The organism is Streptomyces sp. NPDC087270 (genome assembly GCF_044744625.1).
In the GTDB taxonomy this organism is placed as follows: domain Bacteria; phylum Actinomycetota; class Actinomycetes; order Streptomycetales; family Streptomycetaceae; genus Actinacidiphila.
The window spans coordinates 1-18,347 of record NZ_JBIUYR010000017.1 but is presented as its reverse complement, the minus strand read 5'-3'; the positions used below and the strand labels follow the sequence as shown (position 1 = coordinate 18,347).

9 protein-coding genes are annotated in these 18,347 nt (G+C 72.8%); 6 read left to right on the top strand and 3 right to left on the bottom strand.

All coding sequences use genetic code 11. The annotated features are described in order from the left end of the window. Nucleotides 1-99: 99 nt before the first annotated feature. On the bottom strand, nucleotides 100-408 hold the full coding sequence (locus tag ACIPAE_RS29100) for a carboxymuconolactone decarboxylase family protein (protein ID WP_402449127.1): 309 nt from the start codon (nucleotides 406-408) through the stop codon (nucleotides 100-102). A 236-nt stretch (nucleotides 409-644) separates the two neighbouring features. After that, nucleotides 645-1,199 (bottom strand): cysteine hydrolase family protein, encoded by a 555-nt coding sequence (locus ACIPAE_RS29095; protein WP_402449125.1) that lies wholly within the window; start codon nucleotides 1,197-1,199, stop codon nucleotides 645-647. A gap of 182 nt (nucleotides 1,200-1,381) precedes the next feature. On the opposite strand from ACIPAE_RS29095, the gene ACIPAE_RS29090 reads away from it, so the two are divergent. After that, the gene (locus ACIPAE_RS29090) at nucleotides 1,382-2,968 is read left to right on the top strand and encodes a hypothetical protein (protein WP_402449124.1); all 1,587 of its coding nucleotides are present in this window, start codon (nucleotides 1,382-1,384) and stop codon (nucleotides 2,966-2,968) included. Here ACIPAE_RS29090 and ACIPAE_RS29085 read toward each other — a convergent pair. Further along, a complete protein-coding gene (locus ACIPAE_RS29085) occupies nucleotides 2,904-3,698 on the bottom strand; it encodes a hypothetical protein (protein WP_402449122.1) in 795 nt (264 codons plus the stop codon). The two genes, ACIPAE_RS29090 and ACIPAE_RS29085, sit on opposite strands and share 65 nt — an antisense overlap. A 268-nt stretch (nucleotides 3,699-3,966) precedes the next feature. On the opposite strand from ACIPAE_RS29085, the gene ACIPAE_RS29080 reads away from it, so the two are divergent. The 5 genes from ACIPAE_RS29080 to ACIPAE_RS29060 form a co-directional block, all read left to right on the top strand. Next, complete coding sequence (locus tag ACIPAE_RS29080; protein WP_329372603.1) at nucleotides 3,967-4,620, top strand: response regulator transcription factor; 654 nt, start codon at nucleotides 3,967-3,969, stop codon at nucleotides 4,618-4,620. A 193-nt stretch (nucleotides 4,621-4,813) separates the two neighbouring features. Continuing rightward, a complete protein-coding gene (locus tag ACIPAE_RS29075) occupies nucleotides 4,814-5,467 on the top strand; it encodes a response regulator transcription factor (protein ID WP_366411157.1) in 654 nt (217 codons plus the stop codon). Nucleotide 5,468: 1 nt separating this feature from the next. Further along, a complete protein-coding gene (locus ACIPAE_RS29070; RefSeq protein WP_402449119.1) occupies nucleotides 5,469-6,812 on the top strand; it encodes a sensor histidine kinase in 1,344 nt (447 codons plus the stop codon). A gap of 220 nt (nucleotides 6,813-7,032) precedes the next feature. Beyond that, nucleotides 7,033-16,155, top strand: a complete 9,123-nt coding sequence (locus ACIPAE_RS29065; protein ID WP_402449117.1) for an amino acid adenylation domain-containing protein — start codon at nucleotides 7,033-7,035, stop codon at nucleotides 16,153-16,155. A gap of 192 nt (nucleotides 16,156-16,347) precedes the next feature. After that, nucleotides 16,348-18,347: condensation domain-containing protein (locus ACIPAE_RS29060; protein ID WP_402449114.1), on the top strand; the 2,000-nt coding region annotated here is incomplete at its 3' end.

The following is an 18,347-nucleotide window of genomic DNA, read 5'->3' as shown; positions in this document are numbered from 1 at the left end:
TGCCGGCGGATCGTGGGCGTTCCCGGCCCGACGATCATCCCGCGGCGGGTTCCCGGCGCATCGGGATCGGCGCAACGCTCGTGCCGCGCACCGGTGTCGCTACGGCGCCGGGAACCTCGCGCCCCAGGGCTCCTCCTCGATGAGCAACCCGTTGGCCAGGTAGCTGATGGTTCGGTACCAGCCGGTCAGCACGAGGAGTTCGAGCAGTTGGGCGTCCTCGTAGTGGACGCGCAGAGCGTCCCACGCGGGCTGCGAGAGCCGGGCCGTGTCGTGCAGTTCGTCGACGGCGTGGAGGAGCGCCGCGTGGCGCGGCGGCCACGCGGAAGACAGCGGCGTACGGCGCTCGGTGGTCGCCCGGAGCTGTTCCGGGCTGAGGCCGGCCCGCTGCGCGAGGGTCGCGGCGTGCACGCCCCACTCGTAGGCGCCGCCACGTCAGGTGAGTCCGGGCCGAAGTGATCGCGGAACGGCCGGTGCGTGCGCGGTGCGGCGTCGGTGCCGTCCTGGCAAGTCCCGCTCGCCGGCCGGCCGCCACTACGGACGGCGGTGCGGGCGTGAACGCCCGGGCCCCGCGGCCTTCGACGCGCCACCGCCCACCGTGCGCGAACTCGTCGGGCCTGTCCGGCACTTGGCGCCGGCGTACGGGCTCAGCCTCGCGGTCCGCTCCACTCGGCGCAGGAGACGACCTCGAACCCCCGGCTGGGAAAGACGGCGTCCATGAAGAAGTCGTGCATCGCCGTGTCGCCGTCGGCGCAACCGTCGCGCAGCACGGTCACGCCGTAGCCGCGGTCTGCCCCGTCGTAGCAGGTCGCGGCCACCATCGCGCTGGTCGCGACGCCGGCGATCGCGAGCGTGTCGACGCCGCCGGCGCGGAGGACGAGGTCGAGGTCCGTGCCGGCGAACGCGCTGGCGCGCCGTTTCACCACGACGACGTCCTGCTCGGAGACCGGCAGGGCGATCGCGGTCCCGGCCGATCCCTCGTGGAAGGTGTCGCCGGCTTCGTGGAACGACCTGAACAGCGCGTTGCCCGGCGGCAGATCGGCCCCGTTGGCGCGGATGGCGAAGTGCACGAACACCACGAGGGCGCCGGCCGCGCGGGCGCGCGGGATCAATTCGGTGAGCGGCGGCACGACACGTCGGGCGAACGGGTAACTGCCGGTGATGCCCTGCTGGACGTCGCCGATGATCAGTGCGGTGGCCATGGCAGGCTCTCGTCCAGCCCTTCCGGGTAGCGCTCCGTGGTCAGCACGACGGCCGTGCCGGTGCGGCCCGATCATACGATGGCCGGCGGCGGCTGGGTGGAATGTTTTCCCGCTGCTCCTTCTCCGTTCGTCTTGCCCGGCTACTCTCCCCACGCCCCGTCAGGCACAGGAGAGGCGCGTCGATGAGCACCCCGGTCCACCGCACACCAGCACGTCCGCCCGGGGTGGGCCTGACGGCGAGCCGGCAGCGCCAGGACTGGAGCCGGGCGGGGAGCCTGTCCGGCAACCCGGCGGAACGCGCCCTGCTCGCGGTGCAGTCCAGCGCGGGCAACCGGGCCGCGGCAGCGATGGTGCAGCGCGCCAGGGGCACGGCGCAGGGGGAGGCGCCGGAGCGGGCGCCGGAGAACCGCAACGCGTCGGCCGGAGCGCAGAGTTATCGCGACCGGATCGCCGCCGTCCTCGACCGCCTGAAGAAGAACTTCGAACTCGTCGACACCTTCGTCAAGGGCGTCCAGGTCCCCGCCAACGCGGGCTTCTCCCAGCACGCCTCCGCCACGGTCAACGACAGCCTCAAACACGCCGCCGCCTCCTCGGGGGGCGCCGCCGGCTCGGAAAGCCTGGTCGCGGAGACCGTCGGGGCCATGCTCGGCGGCGTGGAGGCGGCCAAGGCCAAGAAGGACGCCGACAAGCACAAGAGCGGGGCCGCCTTCCACGGGGCGCACAAGAAGTTCACCTCCAAGACGGCCGAGGCGGTCGTCAGCGCCACCAGCGCGGGGACCAACGCCCTCGGTGTCGCCAAGGAGTTGACCAAGGCCGCGAAGGCGGCACACGTCATGGAAGCGGGCGAGGCGAGCGGGATCGGCTCCAGCGTCACCGGCGCGGTGAAGGGAGCGCGGGCCGCGCGCCGCTTCGGGCTGACGGCCCGCAAGTACCGTGCCCTGGACGGCCTGGAGAAGCCCGACCGCACCGACGAGGGGGCGCTGGCCCGGCTGAACCAGGCGAAGCAGAACGCCGAATGGGCCGCGGCCGAGGCGTACGTCGCGCTGGATGCCCACTGGGACCACGAAGGCGAGGACCGGCTGGAGCGGGTCTCCGACGCCATCGACGCGGCCTGGGCGGCGATGGGCCAGGCCCGGGACGCCGCCAGGGACGTCCGGCGGGCCGAAGACGTGAACACGATGAACACGGTGCTCACGTACGCGCTCGGCAAGCAGCGCAACAAGATGGGCAAGCAGGCGCTCACCGCCGTCGGCGAGTCCACCAAGGCCGCGGGCGGCGTGGTGACGGCGATCGCCGCCACCGCGGGAGGCGCCGGACTGGCGAGCAACCCGGTCGGCTGGGGCCTTGCCGCGGGCGCGGCCGGCCTCATCCTCGGCGTCACCGCCTACAAGGCCGGCCGCGCGGGCAAGAAGCGCTACGACGGGGCCCGCCACCCCGAACGCTGGGCGGCGGAGGGCGAGACCACCGCGGAGCCCGCCACCCGCGAGGACGCGCTGAAGGAGGCCCTGAAGTTCTGGAAGAAGGTGGCGAACGGCGAACGCCAGGCCATGGCGCGCAAGATCCACGCGTTGGCGGCGGGGCCGGACATCAAGGGGAGCGGCGACACCACGGCCGAGATGCGGGACTCGGCCAGGGCACTCCTCATCGCCCTCAAGGCGGGCCCGACCCACCAACGGCTGACTCCCGAGGAATGGACGAACTCCCTCAACGACCCGGCGAAGACGGCCGCGTGGGTGAAGGAGATAGCGGAACAACTCTCCTCGGCGTGACCGGGGTGCCCGGCGTGCTCGGGGTGCCCGGCGTGCTCGGGGTGCTCGGGGTGCTCGGGGTGCTCGGGGTGCTCGGGGCACCCGGGGTGGTCAACGCGCCCACCTCTCCCACGAAGTGCCCCGACGGCCCGCCCGCGCACCGCCAGCGCGCTCTGCCGTCCGCCGCTGCCGGGCGTACGCCCAGGCCGTGTTCGCGGCAGACCGGCCAGACCAGCCGGAACCGGGCGGCCACCTCGTCCTGTACCTCCGCCGCGACCTCGACCAGGGCGTGGACCGGATCGTCTCCCGCCGAAGGGGCCAGGCCGTTGCCCGTGCTCAGCAGCGTGCCGTCGCCCAGCGCGAGCAGCGCGCGCGGGCCGGCCTCGTCCGCCTGCACGAGGTGCAGGCCGTCGACGACCGTGCAGCCGGCGAAGTCCGCCGCCACTTTCTCCACCGCCCGTTCCAGGACGGGCAGCCGTTCGGGGGCGAGCGCGAACCCCGGGTCGAAGCCGCAGACCCGGAGCAGCTCCGCCGCCAACCGGGCCATCTCCGGCGCGGGGACCTGCGCCGGATCGCGCGTGACGAGCTCGCGGACGACGTCGGCGTCGTGCCCCCAGTCGAGCAGCAGGCAGGCCAGTCGCACGGCCTCGGCGTCCACCCGGCTGCCGGACCGCAGGCCGCGGTGAATCCGGGCACTCCATTCCTCGACGCTCCGCAGGGCCGCCGCCGAGGAGTCGCCTTCTCCGGCCACAGGTGGGCCCCCTTCGATGTGTTGCCGCCGCCGTGAGAGCACTCCGGACCCGTCATCGGTCGCGCCACGCACGAGTGTTCGCTCTTCCGTTGCCGGAGACATCCTGGCAGGTCACGCCTGGCCTCGGCGTCTCCGCGTCTCGACGTTGCGGCGCCGCCGGCGGCAGGTCTGCCTCCCACCGCCGTAGGAGCGACGTCCTGCACGCCCCCGGCGGGGCCCCGCGTCGCCTGTTACCGCCGTGTGATGCTCCGCCTGAGAAGGTGGGGATATGCGGGTACTGATCGTGGAAGACCACAGGGATCTCGCGGAGAGCGTCGCGAGGGGGTTGCGCCGGAACGCCATGGACGTGGAGCTGGCGCACGACGGGGAGCTGGGGCTGAGCCGCGCCTCCTCGGGCGCGTACGACGTCATCGTCCTGGACCGCGACCTGCCGCTCGTGCACGGCGACGAGATCTGCCAGGCACTCGTCCGGCAGCGCAGCCCGTCGCGCGTCCTGATGCTCACCGCCTCCGGCTCCATCGCCGACCGCGTCGACGGTCTGGACCTGGGCGCCGACGACTACCTGGCCAAGCCGTTCTCCCTCGCCGAACTCATCGCCCGCGTGCAGTCCCTGGGCAGACGCGACCAGCCCGCCGTGCCCCCGGTCCTCACCCGCGGCGACATCGCACTCGACCCCGCCCGCCGCACGGCGCTGCGCGGCGGGCGCAAGCTGGACCTGTCACCGAAGGAGATGGCCGTACTCGAGGTGCTGCTCGCCGCCGGCGGCTCCGTCGTCTCCGCCGAGGAACTGCTGGAGCGTGCCTGGGACCGGGACGCCGACCCGTTCAGCAACACCGTGAAGGTCACCGTCAGCCGACTGCGCCGCAAGCTCGGGGACCCGCCGGTCATCGAGACGCTGCCGCACGCCGGATACCGCATCTGAGCCGCCCGGCCGGAGAGGAGCCGCCCGGCCGGAGAGGAGCCGCCCGGCCGGACCCGGGCCACGCGGCGGGGTCGCGGAGCCGGGTGCTGTTGCCAGGCGCGGGCTGGTGCGCCAGCCTGTGAACGCAGTAACCGGGGTGTGACCCGGGGTGGGGGACCCTGCCGTCGGTGACCCGTGTCTCGTAGGGGGAACGATGAGAGTAATGGTGGTGGAGGACCACACGGAACTCGCGGACTCGATCACCAGGGTGCTCCGCCGCGAGGGCTTCGCCGTCGACACCGCCTACGACGGCAGGACCGCGCTCGACCTCGTCCTGGAGGCCGACTACGACGTCGTCATCCTCGACCGCGACCTCCCCGACGTGCACGGCGACGAGGTCTGCGCCGAACTCGCCGCCGACGGCATCCGTACCAAGGTGCTCATGCTCACCGCCTCCGCCACCATCGCCGACCGTGTCGAGGGCCTCAGCCTGGGCGCCGACGACTACCTCGCCAAGCCCTTCGCCTGGGCCGAACTCCTCGCCCGCACCCGCGCCCTCAGCCGCCGCGCCCACCCCGTACGGCAGCCCGTGCTCGTCCGCGGCCCCCTGCGGCTCGACCCCGCCCGCCGCACCGCCAGCCACGACGGCACCCAACTACCCCTCACCGCGAAGGAGTTCGGGGTCCTGGAATGCCTGCTCGGCGCGCGCGGCCGCACCGTGACCACCGGCGAACTCCTCGCCAAGGTCTGGGACGAGATCGCCGATCCCGGCACCACCACCGTCAAGGCCACGGTCAACCGGCTCCGGACCAAACTCGTCGACCGCTCCGTGATCCGGACCGTTCCGGGAGAGGGCTACCGGATCTGACATGGCGACCACCCTCCTGACCCGCACCCGCGACCGCCTGCGCCGCTCCGCCGCCGCGACTCGGGCGCGCGCCCTGATCCGCGTCCTCACGCCCCGCCGGGTCCGGGTCCGCTTCGCCATGCTCTTCGGGCTGCTGTTCATCGCCTCCGGCGCCGTCCTGCTCAGCATCACCTACCTGCTCGTCAACCACCCCATCCACAGCGTGGTCACCGCCTTCCACGGAGCGCCGGGCAGCCTCCCACCGGTCAGCGCCCCGCCAGGGGGCGCTCCGCAACCCCAGACGGTCATCCCGCTCGGTCCGGGCTCCGCGTCCCCGCCGGCCGTCACCAACTGGCTCGACGACCAGATGCGCAGGCAATCCGCCCAGCTGCACCGCGCCCAGATGCACGACCTCCTCGTGCAGTCCGGAACGGCCCTGGCCATCATGGCGGCGATCTCCATCGTGCTCAGCTGGCTCCTGGCCCGGCGGGTGCTCCGGCCCATGCGCACGCTCAACGCCGGCGTCTGCCGGATCTCCGCGAGCAACGTGCACGAGCGCCTCGCCGTCGAGGGCCCCCGCGACGAGATCAGCGAACTCGCCGACAGCGTCGACGGACTCCTCGAAAGGCTCGAAGCCGCCCTGGAGTCCCACAAGCGCTTCGTCGCCAACGCCGCCCACGAGTTGCGCACCCCGCTCACCGTGGAACGCGCCCTCCTGGAGGAGTCACTCCTCGACCCCGACGCCACCGCCCAGTCCTTCCGGGAGAACTTCGAGCGCCTGCTGCGGATCAGCACCCACCAGGGAGCCCTGCTGGAGTCTCTGCTCACCCTGGCCGTCAGCGAGCGGGGCATGGACCGGACCGAGCCCGTCGACCTTGCCGACGTCACCAAGTCCGTGCTGCTCACCCAGCTGACGGAGACCCAGCGGCGCGGCGTGCGGATCGTGGACCGCACCGAGCCGGCGCCGGTCGCCGGCGACACCGCGCTCCTGGAGCGGCTGGTCGCCAACCTGGTGCACAACGCCGCCTACTACAACGTTCCCGACGGCAGCATGGACATCACCGTCCGGCGGCACGACCGGCGCGCCGTCCTCACGGTCTCCAACACCGGCCCCGAAGTCCCGCAGGACCGCGTGGACCAGCTCTTCGAACCGTTCCAGCGCATGCGCCGCACAGCGGGCGACGGCCACCACGGCCTCGGCCTGTCGATCGTCCGGGCCATCGCCGCGGCCCACGACGCCACCCTCAGCGCCCGCGCCAGGCCGGGCGGCGGGCTCGTCATCGAGGTCTCCTTTCCCCTTCCCGTCAAGGGAACGGAACGATACGAGCGTTGGCCGCAGGCGCGCGCCGCGACCGCGTCCAAGTGACCAGGACGGCGGGTTGGACGGCGCCATCCGATAGGTATCGTTCTGTGTGACCGGACCGGCTGTGAACGGGCTTTGTTCGACGTTCCACCGGGATTTTCGGCACACGGGATGAGATTCTCAACGAGCTTCCCGAGCGGAAGCTCTTTGCCTTGCGTTTCCCACGAAATGGTGCTTGGGCAGCCGCATGCCCATGAAGTGGGAATACGGATCGGGGGTAGGCATGAGCGAGCGAATCGATGGCGGTATCTCCCTGTCCGACGGCCAGGAGGGCATCTGGCACGCGCAGCGCCTGGGGGGCCCGCGCGCGCTCTACAGCGTCGGGCAGGCCGTGCAGATCACGGGTGCCCTGGACGTGCCCGCCTTCGAGGCCGCGCTGCGCCGGACGGTCGAGGAGACGGAGATCCTCGGCGTGCGATTCGCCGAGGACGCGGTCGGCGGGGTGCGCGCCGTGCCGCACGCCGCCCGGCCATGGACCTTGCGCATCGAGGAACCGGACGAAGACGGCGACGACCGGCGGGCGTGGACCGAGACCCGGATGCGCCAGGAACTCGCCGGCGTGGAGAACCCGCTCGGAGCGCGCCTTTTCTCTTTCGTGCTCTTCAGAATCGATTCCCACCGGCACTGCTGGTTCCAGGGCTACAACCACCTGCTGCTCGACGGTCATGGGTGCACGCTGATGGCGCGCCGGGTCGCCGAGGTGTATTCGGCGTCCGTCGCGGGCAGCGCGTACCAGAATTCCGAAAGCATCTCGTTGAGCAAGGCGCTTGACGAGGAGGCGAGGTATCGGAACTCGGCCGAATTCGAGGACGATCGGCGCTATCTGTACGACCGATTCTCGGATCGGCCGGAGATGGCGGAAAGCCCCCGCCTTTCCGGCGTCTCCGGGTTTCCACGGGGCGGTGAAGCCGGCACCGGAGGCGGGGCAGTGCTGCGGGAGACGGGTGGCCTGACCCCCGCCGCGGTCGACGCGCTGCGCGCCGCGGCCGGCGGGGCCGGCCTGCGGACGTCCCGGCTGCTGGTCGCCGCCGCCGGCGCCTACGTCAGCGGCATGGCCGGGTCGGCGGAAGCGTTGCTCAGCCTGCCCCTGACCGGCCGCGTGGGCGAGGCGGACCTGCGCGCCCGCATGACCAAGGCGAACATGCTGCCCCTGCGATTCCCGGTGCCGGCCGCGGCGAACCTGATCGACCTCGCCCGGACGGCCGACGCGGCCGTCGGCGAACTGCTCCGGCACCAGCGGTACCGCGGCGAGTGGCTGCGCCGGGAGTTGGGCTGGCCGGAAGGCGACCGCTGGCACTTCGGGCCGTACGTGAACATCCTGCCGCGGACCGGGGAACTCGCCTTCGGTGACTGCCGGGGCGTGGCACGGGACGTGTCCACCCGGCTGGTCGAGGACTTCGGGGTGCTGGTCGACCGGACGGGCTCGGGGATCGACATCACCGTAGAGGCGAACGCGGCGCTCTACGACCGGGCGTGGGTGCGGGGGGTCCGCCGGTCGCTGGTCGGCTTCGTCGAGCGCGCGGTCGGCGACCCGACGGTGCCGGTGCGGCGGATCGGAGTGCTGGGGGACGACGAGCGTGCCCTGGTGGTGAGCGGATGGAATGCCACGGCGCGGGAGGTGGACGCGTCGACGGTGGTGGAGCGGTTCCGGGGGTGGGTGGTTGAAACTCCGGATGCGGTGGCGGTGTGGTGTGGGGGTCGGGGGTTGTCGTATGCGGAGGTGGATGGGCGGTCCGATGCCCTGGCCCGCGGGCTGATTGCCCGGGGTGTGGGTGGTGAGTCGCGGGTGGGGCTGTGCCTTCCGCGCGGGGTGGAGATGGTGGTGGCGATGTTGGGGGTGTGGAAGGCGGGTGGGGCGTATGTGCCGTTGGACCCGGAGTATCCGTCGGAGCGGTTGGCGTTCATGGCGGCCGACAGTGGCGCCGAGTTGGTCCTGGTCGTGGACGAGACGGCGGACCGCCTTCCTGGGGATGTCGAGAGGGTCCTGCTCGACGATCTGGAGAGCGGAGTGGGGGAGTTGCCGGTAGTTGCTCCTGACCAGTTGGCGTATGTGATCTATACGTCGGGGTCGACGGGGCGGCCGAAGGGTGTGGGGGTGACGCATGCTTCGGTGGCGAATTTGGCGGCGGCGATGCGTCCGGTCCTTGGCGTGGAGCCGGGGGTGGTGGCGTTGCAGTTCGCGTCGTTCAGTTTTGACGCCGCGGTGCTGGATGTTGCGGTGACGCTGGCGGCCGGGGGGACGTTGGCGATCGCCTCGTCCGAGGAGCGGCTGGATTCTTCGGCGCTGGCGCGGATGGTGGGGGTGGCGGGTGTCGATGTGGCGAGTGTGGTGCCGTCGTTGTTGGGGGTGTTGGAGCTGGAGGCGGTTTCGGGGATCGGCAATTGGGTGTTGGGTGCGGAGCGGTTGGAGGCCGGCCTGGCGGCGAAGTGGCGTGAGAACGCGCGGGTGTGGAACACGTACGGTCCGACCGAGGCGACCGTCATCACCACGGCTGTCCTGTTGGAGGAGGGCATCACCGGTCAGGACCCGGCGCCCGCGATCGGCGGTCCGCTGCCCAACGTCCGTACCTACGTCCTGGATGCCTTCCTCCGGCCCGTTCCCGTAGGCGTGGTGGGCGAGTTGTACATCGCGGGCGAGGGTCTGGCTCGTGGGTACATCGGACGGACCGATCTGACGGCGGAACGCTTCGTGGCCTGCCCGTTCGACGACGGCAGCGGCGGCGACGGCAGCGACGGCGGCCGGATGTACCGCACCGGTGACCTGGCCCGCTGGACCGCGGACGGCCAACTGGCCTTCGTGGGGCGGGCGGACGAGCAGGTGAAGATCCGCGGTTTCCGCGTCGAACTCGGCGAGGTCGAGGCCGTGCTGGCCGCCCACCCGCAGGTCGAGCGGGCCGTGGCGGTGGTGCGGGGCGGGCGGGTGGTCGGGTACACCGTCGGCGATGCGGACGGGCCGGACGTGCGGGCCTTCTCCGCCACGCGGTTGCCGGAGTACATGGTTCCGTCGGTGGTCATCGCGCTGGAGGCGCTCCCGTTGACCGTCAACGGCAAGATCGACCGTCCCGCCCTGCCCGCGCCCGACCTCGGGTCCGCCGATGCGCACGCCCCGTCGACCGGGGCCGAGCAGACGCTGCGCGCGCTGTTCGCGGAGGTGCTGGGCGTGGAGGCGGCTGCGGTCGGAGCCGGGGACAGCTTCTTCGAGCTGGGCGGCGACTCGATCACCGCGATGCTGGTGGTGTCGCGGGCCCGCCGCGCGGGTCTGGTCGTCGGGGCCCGCCAGGTGCACGAGTTACGGACGCCGGCAAGGCTGGCCGCCGTGGCGACGCCGGTCGACGGGACGGCTGACGGCGCTCTCACGCCGGACACTGCCGCTGGTGAGGTGCCGCTGACACCGGTGATGCGGGAAGTACTGGACCGGGTCGGTGCCGGCAGCGTGCGCGCCGTCGTGCAGTCGGTGGTGGTCGAGGCCCCTGCGGGACTGGACGAGGCGGCGCTGCGGGCGGCGGTCGCGGCCCTGGTGGAGCGCCATGAGGTGCTGGGAGCACGGTTGGTGGCGGAGCCCGGGCTGCTGATGGTGCCGGAGGCGGGCGACGCGGTGTCGGTGGACGGGCTGGTGGCGCGCGTCGATGCGGCGGGAGCGGACCGCCCGGACCCGGCGGCATTGGTGGCCCTGGTGGACGCGGAGATCGACGCGGCGGTGGTACGCCTGGACCCTGCGGCCGGGGTGATGCTGCAGGTGGTGTGGCTGGACGCGGGGCCGGAGGCACCTGGGCGGCTGGTCGTGGTGGCCGACCACCTGGTCGTCGACGCGGTGTCCTGGCAGGTGCTCCTGCCGGACCTGTGGTCCGCGTACCACGCACTCGCCGCTGGACACGCCGTGGAGTTGGACCCCGTACCGGTGCCGTTCCGGGCGTGGGCACGGGAGTTGGCGGTGGAGGCGGGGCGCCCGGAGCGGGTGGCCGAGCTGGGGGCGTGGCGGGCGGTGCTGGCGGGCGACGGCCCGGACCCGCTGCTGACGGACGCCGCACTGGACCCCGGTGTGGATGTGGGCGCGACGGTTCGCGAGGTGGCCGTGACCGTACCGGCGGAGATCACGGCGGCGCTGCTGACAGCGGTCCCGGCGGCCTACCACGCGGGAATGGACGAGGTGTTGCTGGCGGGGCTGGCGGGGGCGGTCGGCGAGTGGGCCGGCGTGGGCGGGTTCCTGGTGGACGTCGAAGGACACGGCCGGGTGCCGCTGGCCGAGGCGATGGACCTGTCGCGGACGGTGGGGTGGTTCACCGCCTCGCGTCCGGTACGGCTGAGCACGGACGGCGACACGTCGGTGCGGCGGGCGAAGGAACAGGTGCGGGCCGTCCCGGGTGACGGCCTCGGTTACGGGCTGCTGCGGCACGTCAACCCGGACACGGCCGAAGAACTGGCGGCCCTTCCTTCGGCCCAGGTCGGCTTCAACTACCTGGGCCGGGGAGCGGCGACCGAGAACTTCGGGGCCCGGAGCGCCCCTGATGCCCCGCCGATGCACGCCGTGGAACTGCTGGGGTCGGTACGCGAGTCAGCGGGCGGTGCGGTGCTGGAGCTGAGAGCGGCGTGCCCGGAACGGCTGATGGGCGAGGACCGGGCGCGCGGACTGCTGGCGGCGTGGGCGCGGGTGCTCGCCGAACTGGTGGCGGATGTCGGGGCCGGGGCGGGTGGTCACTCCCCGTCGGACTTCCCGCTGGTCGCGCTGGACCAGGCCGGTGTGGAGGAGATCGAGTCGGCGGTTCCGGAGCTGGTGGACGTCCTTCCCGTCGCGCCGCTCCAGGAGGGCCTGCTGTTCCACTCGCTCTTCGACGACAAGGGTGCGGACGTATACGTCGAGCAGCTGGTCCTGACACTCGACGGCGACGTGGACGGGCCCCGGCTGCACGCGTCGTGGCAGGCGCTGCTCGATCGGCACGCCGCGCTGCGCGCCGGGTTCGTGCAGGTGGCGGGCGCGGCAGGTCCGGTGCAGGTGGTCGTCGGCCGCGCTGTACTGCCGTGGCGCGAGGTCGACCTGACGGGGCTGGGCGAGGACGCCGCGGATCGGGTGGGTGCCGAGGAGCGGTCCGCGCGGTTCGACCTCGGCGCGCCGCCGCTGCTGCGGGTGGCCCTGATCCGGACCGGCGCCGGCCGGTCCCGGCTGGTGGTGACGCTGCACCACCTGTTGCTGGACGGCTGGTCGCTGCCGTTGATGCTGCGCGAGTTGTGGGTGCTCTACGCGGCCGGCGGCCGGGCGGACGGACTCGCCGCGTCCGTGTCGGCGCGGCCGTACTGGACGTGGCTGGCCGGTCGGGACACGGCGGCGGCGCTGGAGGCGTGGCGGGCCGAACTGGCGCCGATCGAGGAGCCGACGCTGGTCGCGCCGACCGAGCCGAGCGCGGCGGCCGCCGTCGTCCTGGACCGGGTGACCGGCCGCGCCGGCGCCGAACTGCTCCGCGACCTGGAGCGGGTCGCCCGTGGCGCCGGCGTGACACTCAACACCGTCATCCAGCTGGCCTGGGGGATGGTGCTGGGCCAGCTGACGAGCCGTCGCGAGGTGGTGTTCGGCGCGACGGTGGCAGGGCGCCCGGCGGAACTTCCGGGCATGGAGACGATGCTCGGCCTGTTCATCAACACGCTGCCGGTGCGTGTCGATCTGGACGCGGCCCGGTCGGTGCGCGAGGCGCTCCAGGCCCTCCAGGCGCGGCAGTCGGCGCTCCTCGACCACCAGCACGTGGGGCTGAGCGCGGCCCAGCGGGCAGCCGGCCCCGGCGCCACCTTCGACACGCTGCTCGCCTTCGAGAACTACCCGGGCGACCTGGATGTCCAGCCGGTCGGTGACGAACTGTCGCTCGCGGGCACCGAACTCCGCGAGTCGACCAACTTCGCGCTGGCGCTGGGGGTCACCCCGGCCGACGCCCTTGCGATCCGTCTCGACTACCGGTCCGACGTGTTCGGGCGTCCCGATGCCCTGCGGATGGTTCGCCGCCTGGTGCGGGTGTTGGGGCAGGTGGCGGCTGATCCGCGGGTGCGGTTGGGCGAGATCGACCTGCTGGAGGAGTCCGAGCGGTTTGCGGTGGTCGAGGAGTGGAATGCCACGGCGCGGCCGTTTGAGTCCGGCACGGTGCTGGACCGTTTCCGTGGGTGGGTGACCGAGACCCCGGACGCGGTGGCGTTGTGGTCGGGGGGTCGGGGGTTGTCGTATGCGGAGGTGGATGCGCGTTCGGATGTGTTGGCGCGGGGGTTGGTGGCGCGGGGTGTGGGTGGTGAGTCGCGGGTGGGGCTGTGCCTTCCGCGCGGGGTCGAGATGGTGGTGGCGATCCTGGCGGTGTGGAAGGCGGGTGGGGCGTATGTGCCGCTGGACCCGGAGTATCCGTCGGAGCGGCTGGTGTTCATGGTGGCGGACAGCGATGCCGAGCTGGTGCTGGTGACGCCTGAGACCGCTGGTCGGTTGTCGGCGGATGTCGAGACGGTCCTGCTCGATGAGGTGGGGAGTAACGAGGGCGGTCTGCCTGCGGTCGTCCCCGACCAGTTGGCGTATGTGATCTATACGTCGGGGTCGACGGGGCGGCCGAAGGGTGTGGCGGTGGCTCATGCTTCGGTGGCGAATTTGGCGTCGGCGATGCGTCCGGTTCTTGGGGTGGAGCCGGGTGTGGTGGCGTTGCAGTTCGCGTCGTTCAGCTTTGACGCTGCGGTGCTGGATGTGGCGGTCACCCTGGCCGGGGGTGGGGCCTTGGCGGTGGCTTCGGCGGAGGAGCGGCTGGATTCTTCGGCGCTGGCGCGGATGGTCGGGGCGGCGGGTGTCGAAGTGGCGAGCGTCGTGCCGTCGTTGTTGGGTGTGCTGGAGCCGGAGGCGGTTTCGGGGATCGGCAATTGGGTGTTGGGTGCGGAGCGGTTGGAGGCCGGCCTGGCGGCGAGGTGGCGTGAGAACGCGCGGGTGTGGAACACGTACGGTCCGACCGAGGCGACCGTCATCTCTACCGCCGTGCTGTTGGAGGAGGGCATCACCGGTCAGGACCCGGCGCCGGCGATCGGTCGTCCGTTGCCCAACGTCCGTACCTACGTCCTCGACGCCTACCTCCGGCCGGTCCCCGTAGGCGTCACAGGTGAGTTGTACGTCGCGGGTGAGGGTCTGGCTCGTGGGTACATCAACCGGGCCGACCTGACGGCGGAACGGTTCGTCGCGTGCCCGTTCGGTGACGGCGACGGCAGCGGCGGCGGTCGGATGTATCGCACCGGGGACCTGGCCCGCTGGACCGGGGACGGCCAACTGGCGTTCGTCGGGCGGGCGGACGAGCAGGTGAAGATCCGCGGCTTCCGCGTCGAACTCGGCGAGGTCGAGGCCGTCCTGGCCGCCCATCCCGGTGTGGCGCGGGCGGTGGTGCTGGCGCACGGCGGTCGGCTGACCGGGTACGTCGTCGGAGCGGTGGACGCGAACACGGACGCGGACGCCGTACGGGCCCACGCGGCGACGAGACTGCCGGAGTACATGGTCCCGTCGGCGGTGGTGGTGCTGGACGCCTTCCCGCTGACCGTCAACGGCAAGATCGACCGCGCGGCCCTGCCCGTTCCCGACCTCACGTCCGTTGCCACCCGTGCGCCCGCGACCTCCGCCGAGGAGGCGTTCTGCGCCTTGTTCGCCGAGGTGCTGGGCCTGGAGGAGGCAGGGGTCGGGGACGGGTTCTTCGAGCTGGGCGGCGACTCGATCATGTCGATGCTGCTCGCTTCCCGCGCCCGCCGGGCCGGTTGGGTGGTGACGCCCCGCCAGGTCTTCGAGGAGAAGACCCCGGAGCGGCTCGCGTCGGTGGCGGTCGCGACCGCGCACGCGTCGGAGGAGATCGAGGACGGCGGTGTCGGCGAGGTGCCGTGGACGCCGGTGATGCGGGCCGTGGGCGCGGACGCGCTGCGGCCGCGGTTCGCGCAGTGGATGGCCGTGGGCGCGCCCGCCGGGCTGGGGACGGATGTGCTGGCAGCGGGGCTGGGGGCGGTGCTCGCCGCGCACGGCATGCTCCGGGCCCGGGTCGGGGGTGGGCCGGATGACCCGGTGCTCGTGGTGCCGGAACCCGGCACGGTGGATGCGTCCGGGCGCGCCGTGCGCGTGGACGCCGTCGGTGTCCCCGACGACCGTCTGGACGACGTGACCGCCGGCGCGGCCCGGGACGCGATCGACGGTCTGGACCCGGTGGCCGGCGTGATGGTGGTCGCGGTGTGGGTGGACGCCGGCCCGGACCGGGTCGGTCGGGTGGCCCTCGTGGCGCACCACCTGGTGGTCGACGGGGTGTCGTGGCGGGTGCTGATGCCGGATCTGCGGGCGGCCTGCGAGGCCGTGGCCGCCGGCCGTGAGCCCGAGAGCGTCCTGCGGGCCGGTGGCACCTCGTTCCGTTCCTGGGCACGGCAGTTGGAGCGCTCGGCGCGGAGCGCGGAGCGGTTGGCGGAGCTGGACGGCTGGGTGGGTCTGCTGTCCGGGGCCGACGCGCGGACCGTGGGCGGGGTCCGTTCCCTCGACCCGGCCCGCGACACCGTCCGGACCCTCTCCCGCCGCGAGTGGACGGTCCCCGCCGACCGCAGCGCCGTCCTGGTCGGCCGTACCCCGGCGCTCTTCCACTGCGGTGTGCACGAGGTGCTGCTGGCAACGCTGGCCGGAGCCGTGGCGCGATGGCGTCCGCACCCCGGCGGCGCTGGACTGCTGGTGGAGGTCGAGGCGCACGGCCGCGAGCCGTTGTCGGAGGGCATGGACGTGTCCCGGACGGTGGGCTGGTTCACCGCGGCGCATCCCCTGCGGCTGGAGGTGTCGGGGCTGGACCTGGCGGATGCCGCGGCCGGCGGTGCCTCGGCCGGCCGGCTGGTCAAGCGGGTGAAGGAGCAGGTGCAGGCGGTGCCCGGGGACGGGCTGGGCCACGGCCTGCTCCGCCGTGCGAATCCGGACACGGCCAGGGTGCTGGCGGATCTTCCCACCCCGGAGATCGGCTTCAACTACCTGGGCCGGTTCGCCGCCGCCGGAGCGCCCGGAAGCCCGGTCCGCGCCTGGCAGCCGGCCGGGGAGACCGCGATGGTCGGAACGGCGGACCCGGACATGCCGGTGCCGCATGTGCTGGCCGCCGGCGCCGTCGTGGCGGACACCCCGGACGGGCCCCTGCTCACGCTCACGCTGAGCTGGCCCGGAACGCTGCTCGGCGAGGGCCGGGCGGAGCGCCTCGGCCAGACCTGGCTGGAACTGCTGGAGGGCCTTGCCGTCCACACCGCCGATCCGTCGGCCGGCGGCCACACACCCTCCGACTTCGCGCTGCTCGATCTCGACCAGGACGAGATCGAGGCCCTGGAGTCCGAGTTCGCCGACGACCTCAACTGATTCCACCCCTCCCGTCTCCCGACCTCCCCTCTGATCCTTCCAGCTCCTGATCCCTCCACCCTCTGATGCTTCGCCCCTGCTTCGCCCCTGCTTCGCCCCTGCTCCGCCCCTGCTCCGCCCGTGCTGCCGAACCGAAGCTGTGACCGCCGTGACCGCTGTGACCTCTGTTACCGCCATGAGGAGACGTACGCGATGACCCGGACCCCGATCGCCATCGACGACATCTGGCCGCTGTCCCCGCTCCAGGAGGGGCTGCTGTTCCACGCTTCCTTCGGGGACGGGGCGTCCGACGTGTACACCGGACAGCGAGCCCTGGCCCTCGACGGGCCGCTGGACGCCGATCGGCTCCGCCGCTGCTGGGAGGGCCTGATCGCCCGCCACGGCGCCCTGCGGGCCGGCTTCCGCCGGCGCAGGTCGGGCCAGGCGGTGCAGGTCGTCGTCCGGCACGCGGAACTCCCCTGGCAGGAGGCCGACCTGAGCGGCCTGCCGGCGGCCGAGGCGGAGGCGGAAGCGACCCGGCTGTCCGAGGCAGAGCTGTCGGTCGGCTTCGACCTCGCGCGAGGCCCGCTGCTGCGGGTGCTGCTGATCCGCCTTGGCGAGCGGCGCCACCGGCTGGTGATGACGACCCATCACATCGTGCTCGACGGCTGGTCGCTGCCGATCCTGGTGGACGAACTGTCGACGCTCTACCGGACCGGGGGCGATGTCCGGGCGCTGCCCCCGGCCCGCTCGTACCGCGACTACCTGGCCTGGCTGGGCCGTCAGGACCGGGAAGCGGCGCGGACCGCGTGGCGCGCGGAACTGGCCGGAGCGGACGAGCCCACCCTGGTCGCCCCGGCCGACCCCGCCCGGGTACCCCTGCGTCCCGAGGCGGTGCTCGCCGAGTGCACCGAAGAGCTGACGCGGGCACTGGACGCACTGGCCCGTCAGCTCGGCGTCACCATGGCCACAGTGGTCCAGGGCGCGTGGGCGGTCGTCCTCGCCCGGCTGGCGGGACGGCAGGACGTGGTGTTCGGCACCACGGTCGCCGGCCGTCCCACGGACCTGCCGGGCGCCGACTCGCTCATCGGCCTGTTCATCAACACCCTGCCGGTCCGGGTCGAGTTGGCCGGCGGCCTCACCGTCGCCGACCTGCTCTCCGCGCTTCAGACGCGCCAGGTGGCTCTGCTGGGTCACCAGCACCTCGGGCTCACCGAGATCAGGCAGCTCGCAGGGCCGGGCGCCGAGTTCGACACGCTGGTGGTGTACGAGAACTATCCCCGCTCGGCGGACGCGGTGCCGGACGGCCCTGACTCCCTCACCATCCGTCTCGACGGCAGGACCAGGGACGCCAGCCACTATCCGCTCGGCCTGATCGTCGCACCGGGCGAGCGGATGGAGCTGCAACTCGACCACCGGACCGACCTGTTCGACCGTTCCCACGCCGAGCGGGTGCTCGCCGCGCTGCAACACGTGCTTGAGGGCTTCGTCACGGACCCGCACGCACCGCTGGCACGCATCGGGCTGCTGGACGGCGACGAACTCGCCCGGGTGACCCGGGACTGGCACGACATCCAGCCCGAAGTACCCGCCTCGACGCTGCCCGAACTGCTCGCCGCGCAGGTGCGGCGGACACCGGACGCGGTGGCCCTGGAGTCGGAAGAGCGGACTTTCGGCTACGCCGAGTTGGAGGACGAGGCAGGCCGCCTGGCGCGGCACCTGATCGCCATGGGGGTGGGGCCCGAGCAGCGGGTCGCTGTGGTCGCCGAGCGGTCGGCGGACACCCTGGTGGCACTGCTGGCGGTGTCGATGGCCGGCGGGGCCTTCGTCCCGCTGGACCCCGCGTATCCGGCGGACCGGATTGCTCTGGTGCTGAAGGACGCCGACCCGACCGCGGTGCTGTGCACCGAGGCCGGCCGCGAGGCACTGCCCGAGTCCGTGAGGGCGCGGGCGATCGCCCTGGACGATCCGGAGGTCGCGGCGGCGGTGGCGCGGCGCACGCCAGGCCGCGTGGTCGACGCCGAGCGCACGGCGCCGCTGCGCGCTGCCAATGCGGCGTATGTGATCTATACGTCGGGTTCGACGGGGCGGCCGAAGGGTGTGGTGGTTTCTCATTCGGGGTTGGCGAATTTGGCGGGGGCGCAGGGTGAGCGGTTTGGGGTGGGGGTGGGGTCGCGGGTGTTGCAGTTTGCGTCGTTGAGTTTTGATGCGGC

Bases quoted from the DNA above. Each gene is read 5' to 3' on its own strand.
- ACIPAE_RS29095 (WP_402449125.1), bottom strand. From the start codon at position 1,199: ATGGCCACCGCACTGATCATCGGCGACGTCCAGCAGGGCATCACCGGC.
- ACIPAE_RS29090 (WP_402449124.1), top strand. From the start codon at position 1,382: ATGAGCACCCCGGTCCACCGCACACCAGCACGTCCGCCCGGGGTGGGC.
- ACIPAE_RS29080 (WP_329372603.1), top strand. From the start codon at position 3,967: ATGCGGGTACTGATCGTGGAAGACCACAGGGATCTCGCGGAGAGCGTC.
- ACIPAE_RS29075 (WP_366411157.1), top strand. From the start codon at position 4,814: ATGAGAGTAATGGTGGTGGAGGACCACACGGAACTCGCGGACTCGATC.
- ACIPAE_RS29070 (WP_402449119.1), top strand. From the start codon at position 5,469: ATGGCGACCACCCTCCTGACCCGCACCCGCGACCGCCTGCGCCGCTCC.
- ACIPAE_RS29065 (WP_402449117.1), top strand. From the start codon at position 7,033: ATGAGCGAGCGAATCGATGGCGGTATCTCCCTGTCCGACGGCCAGGAG.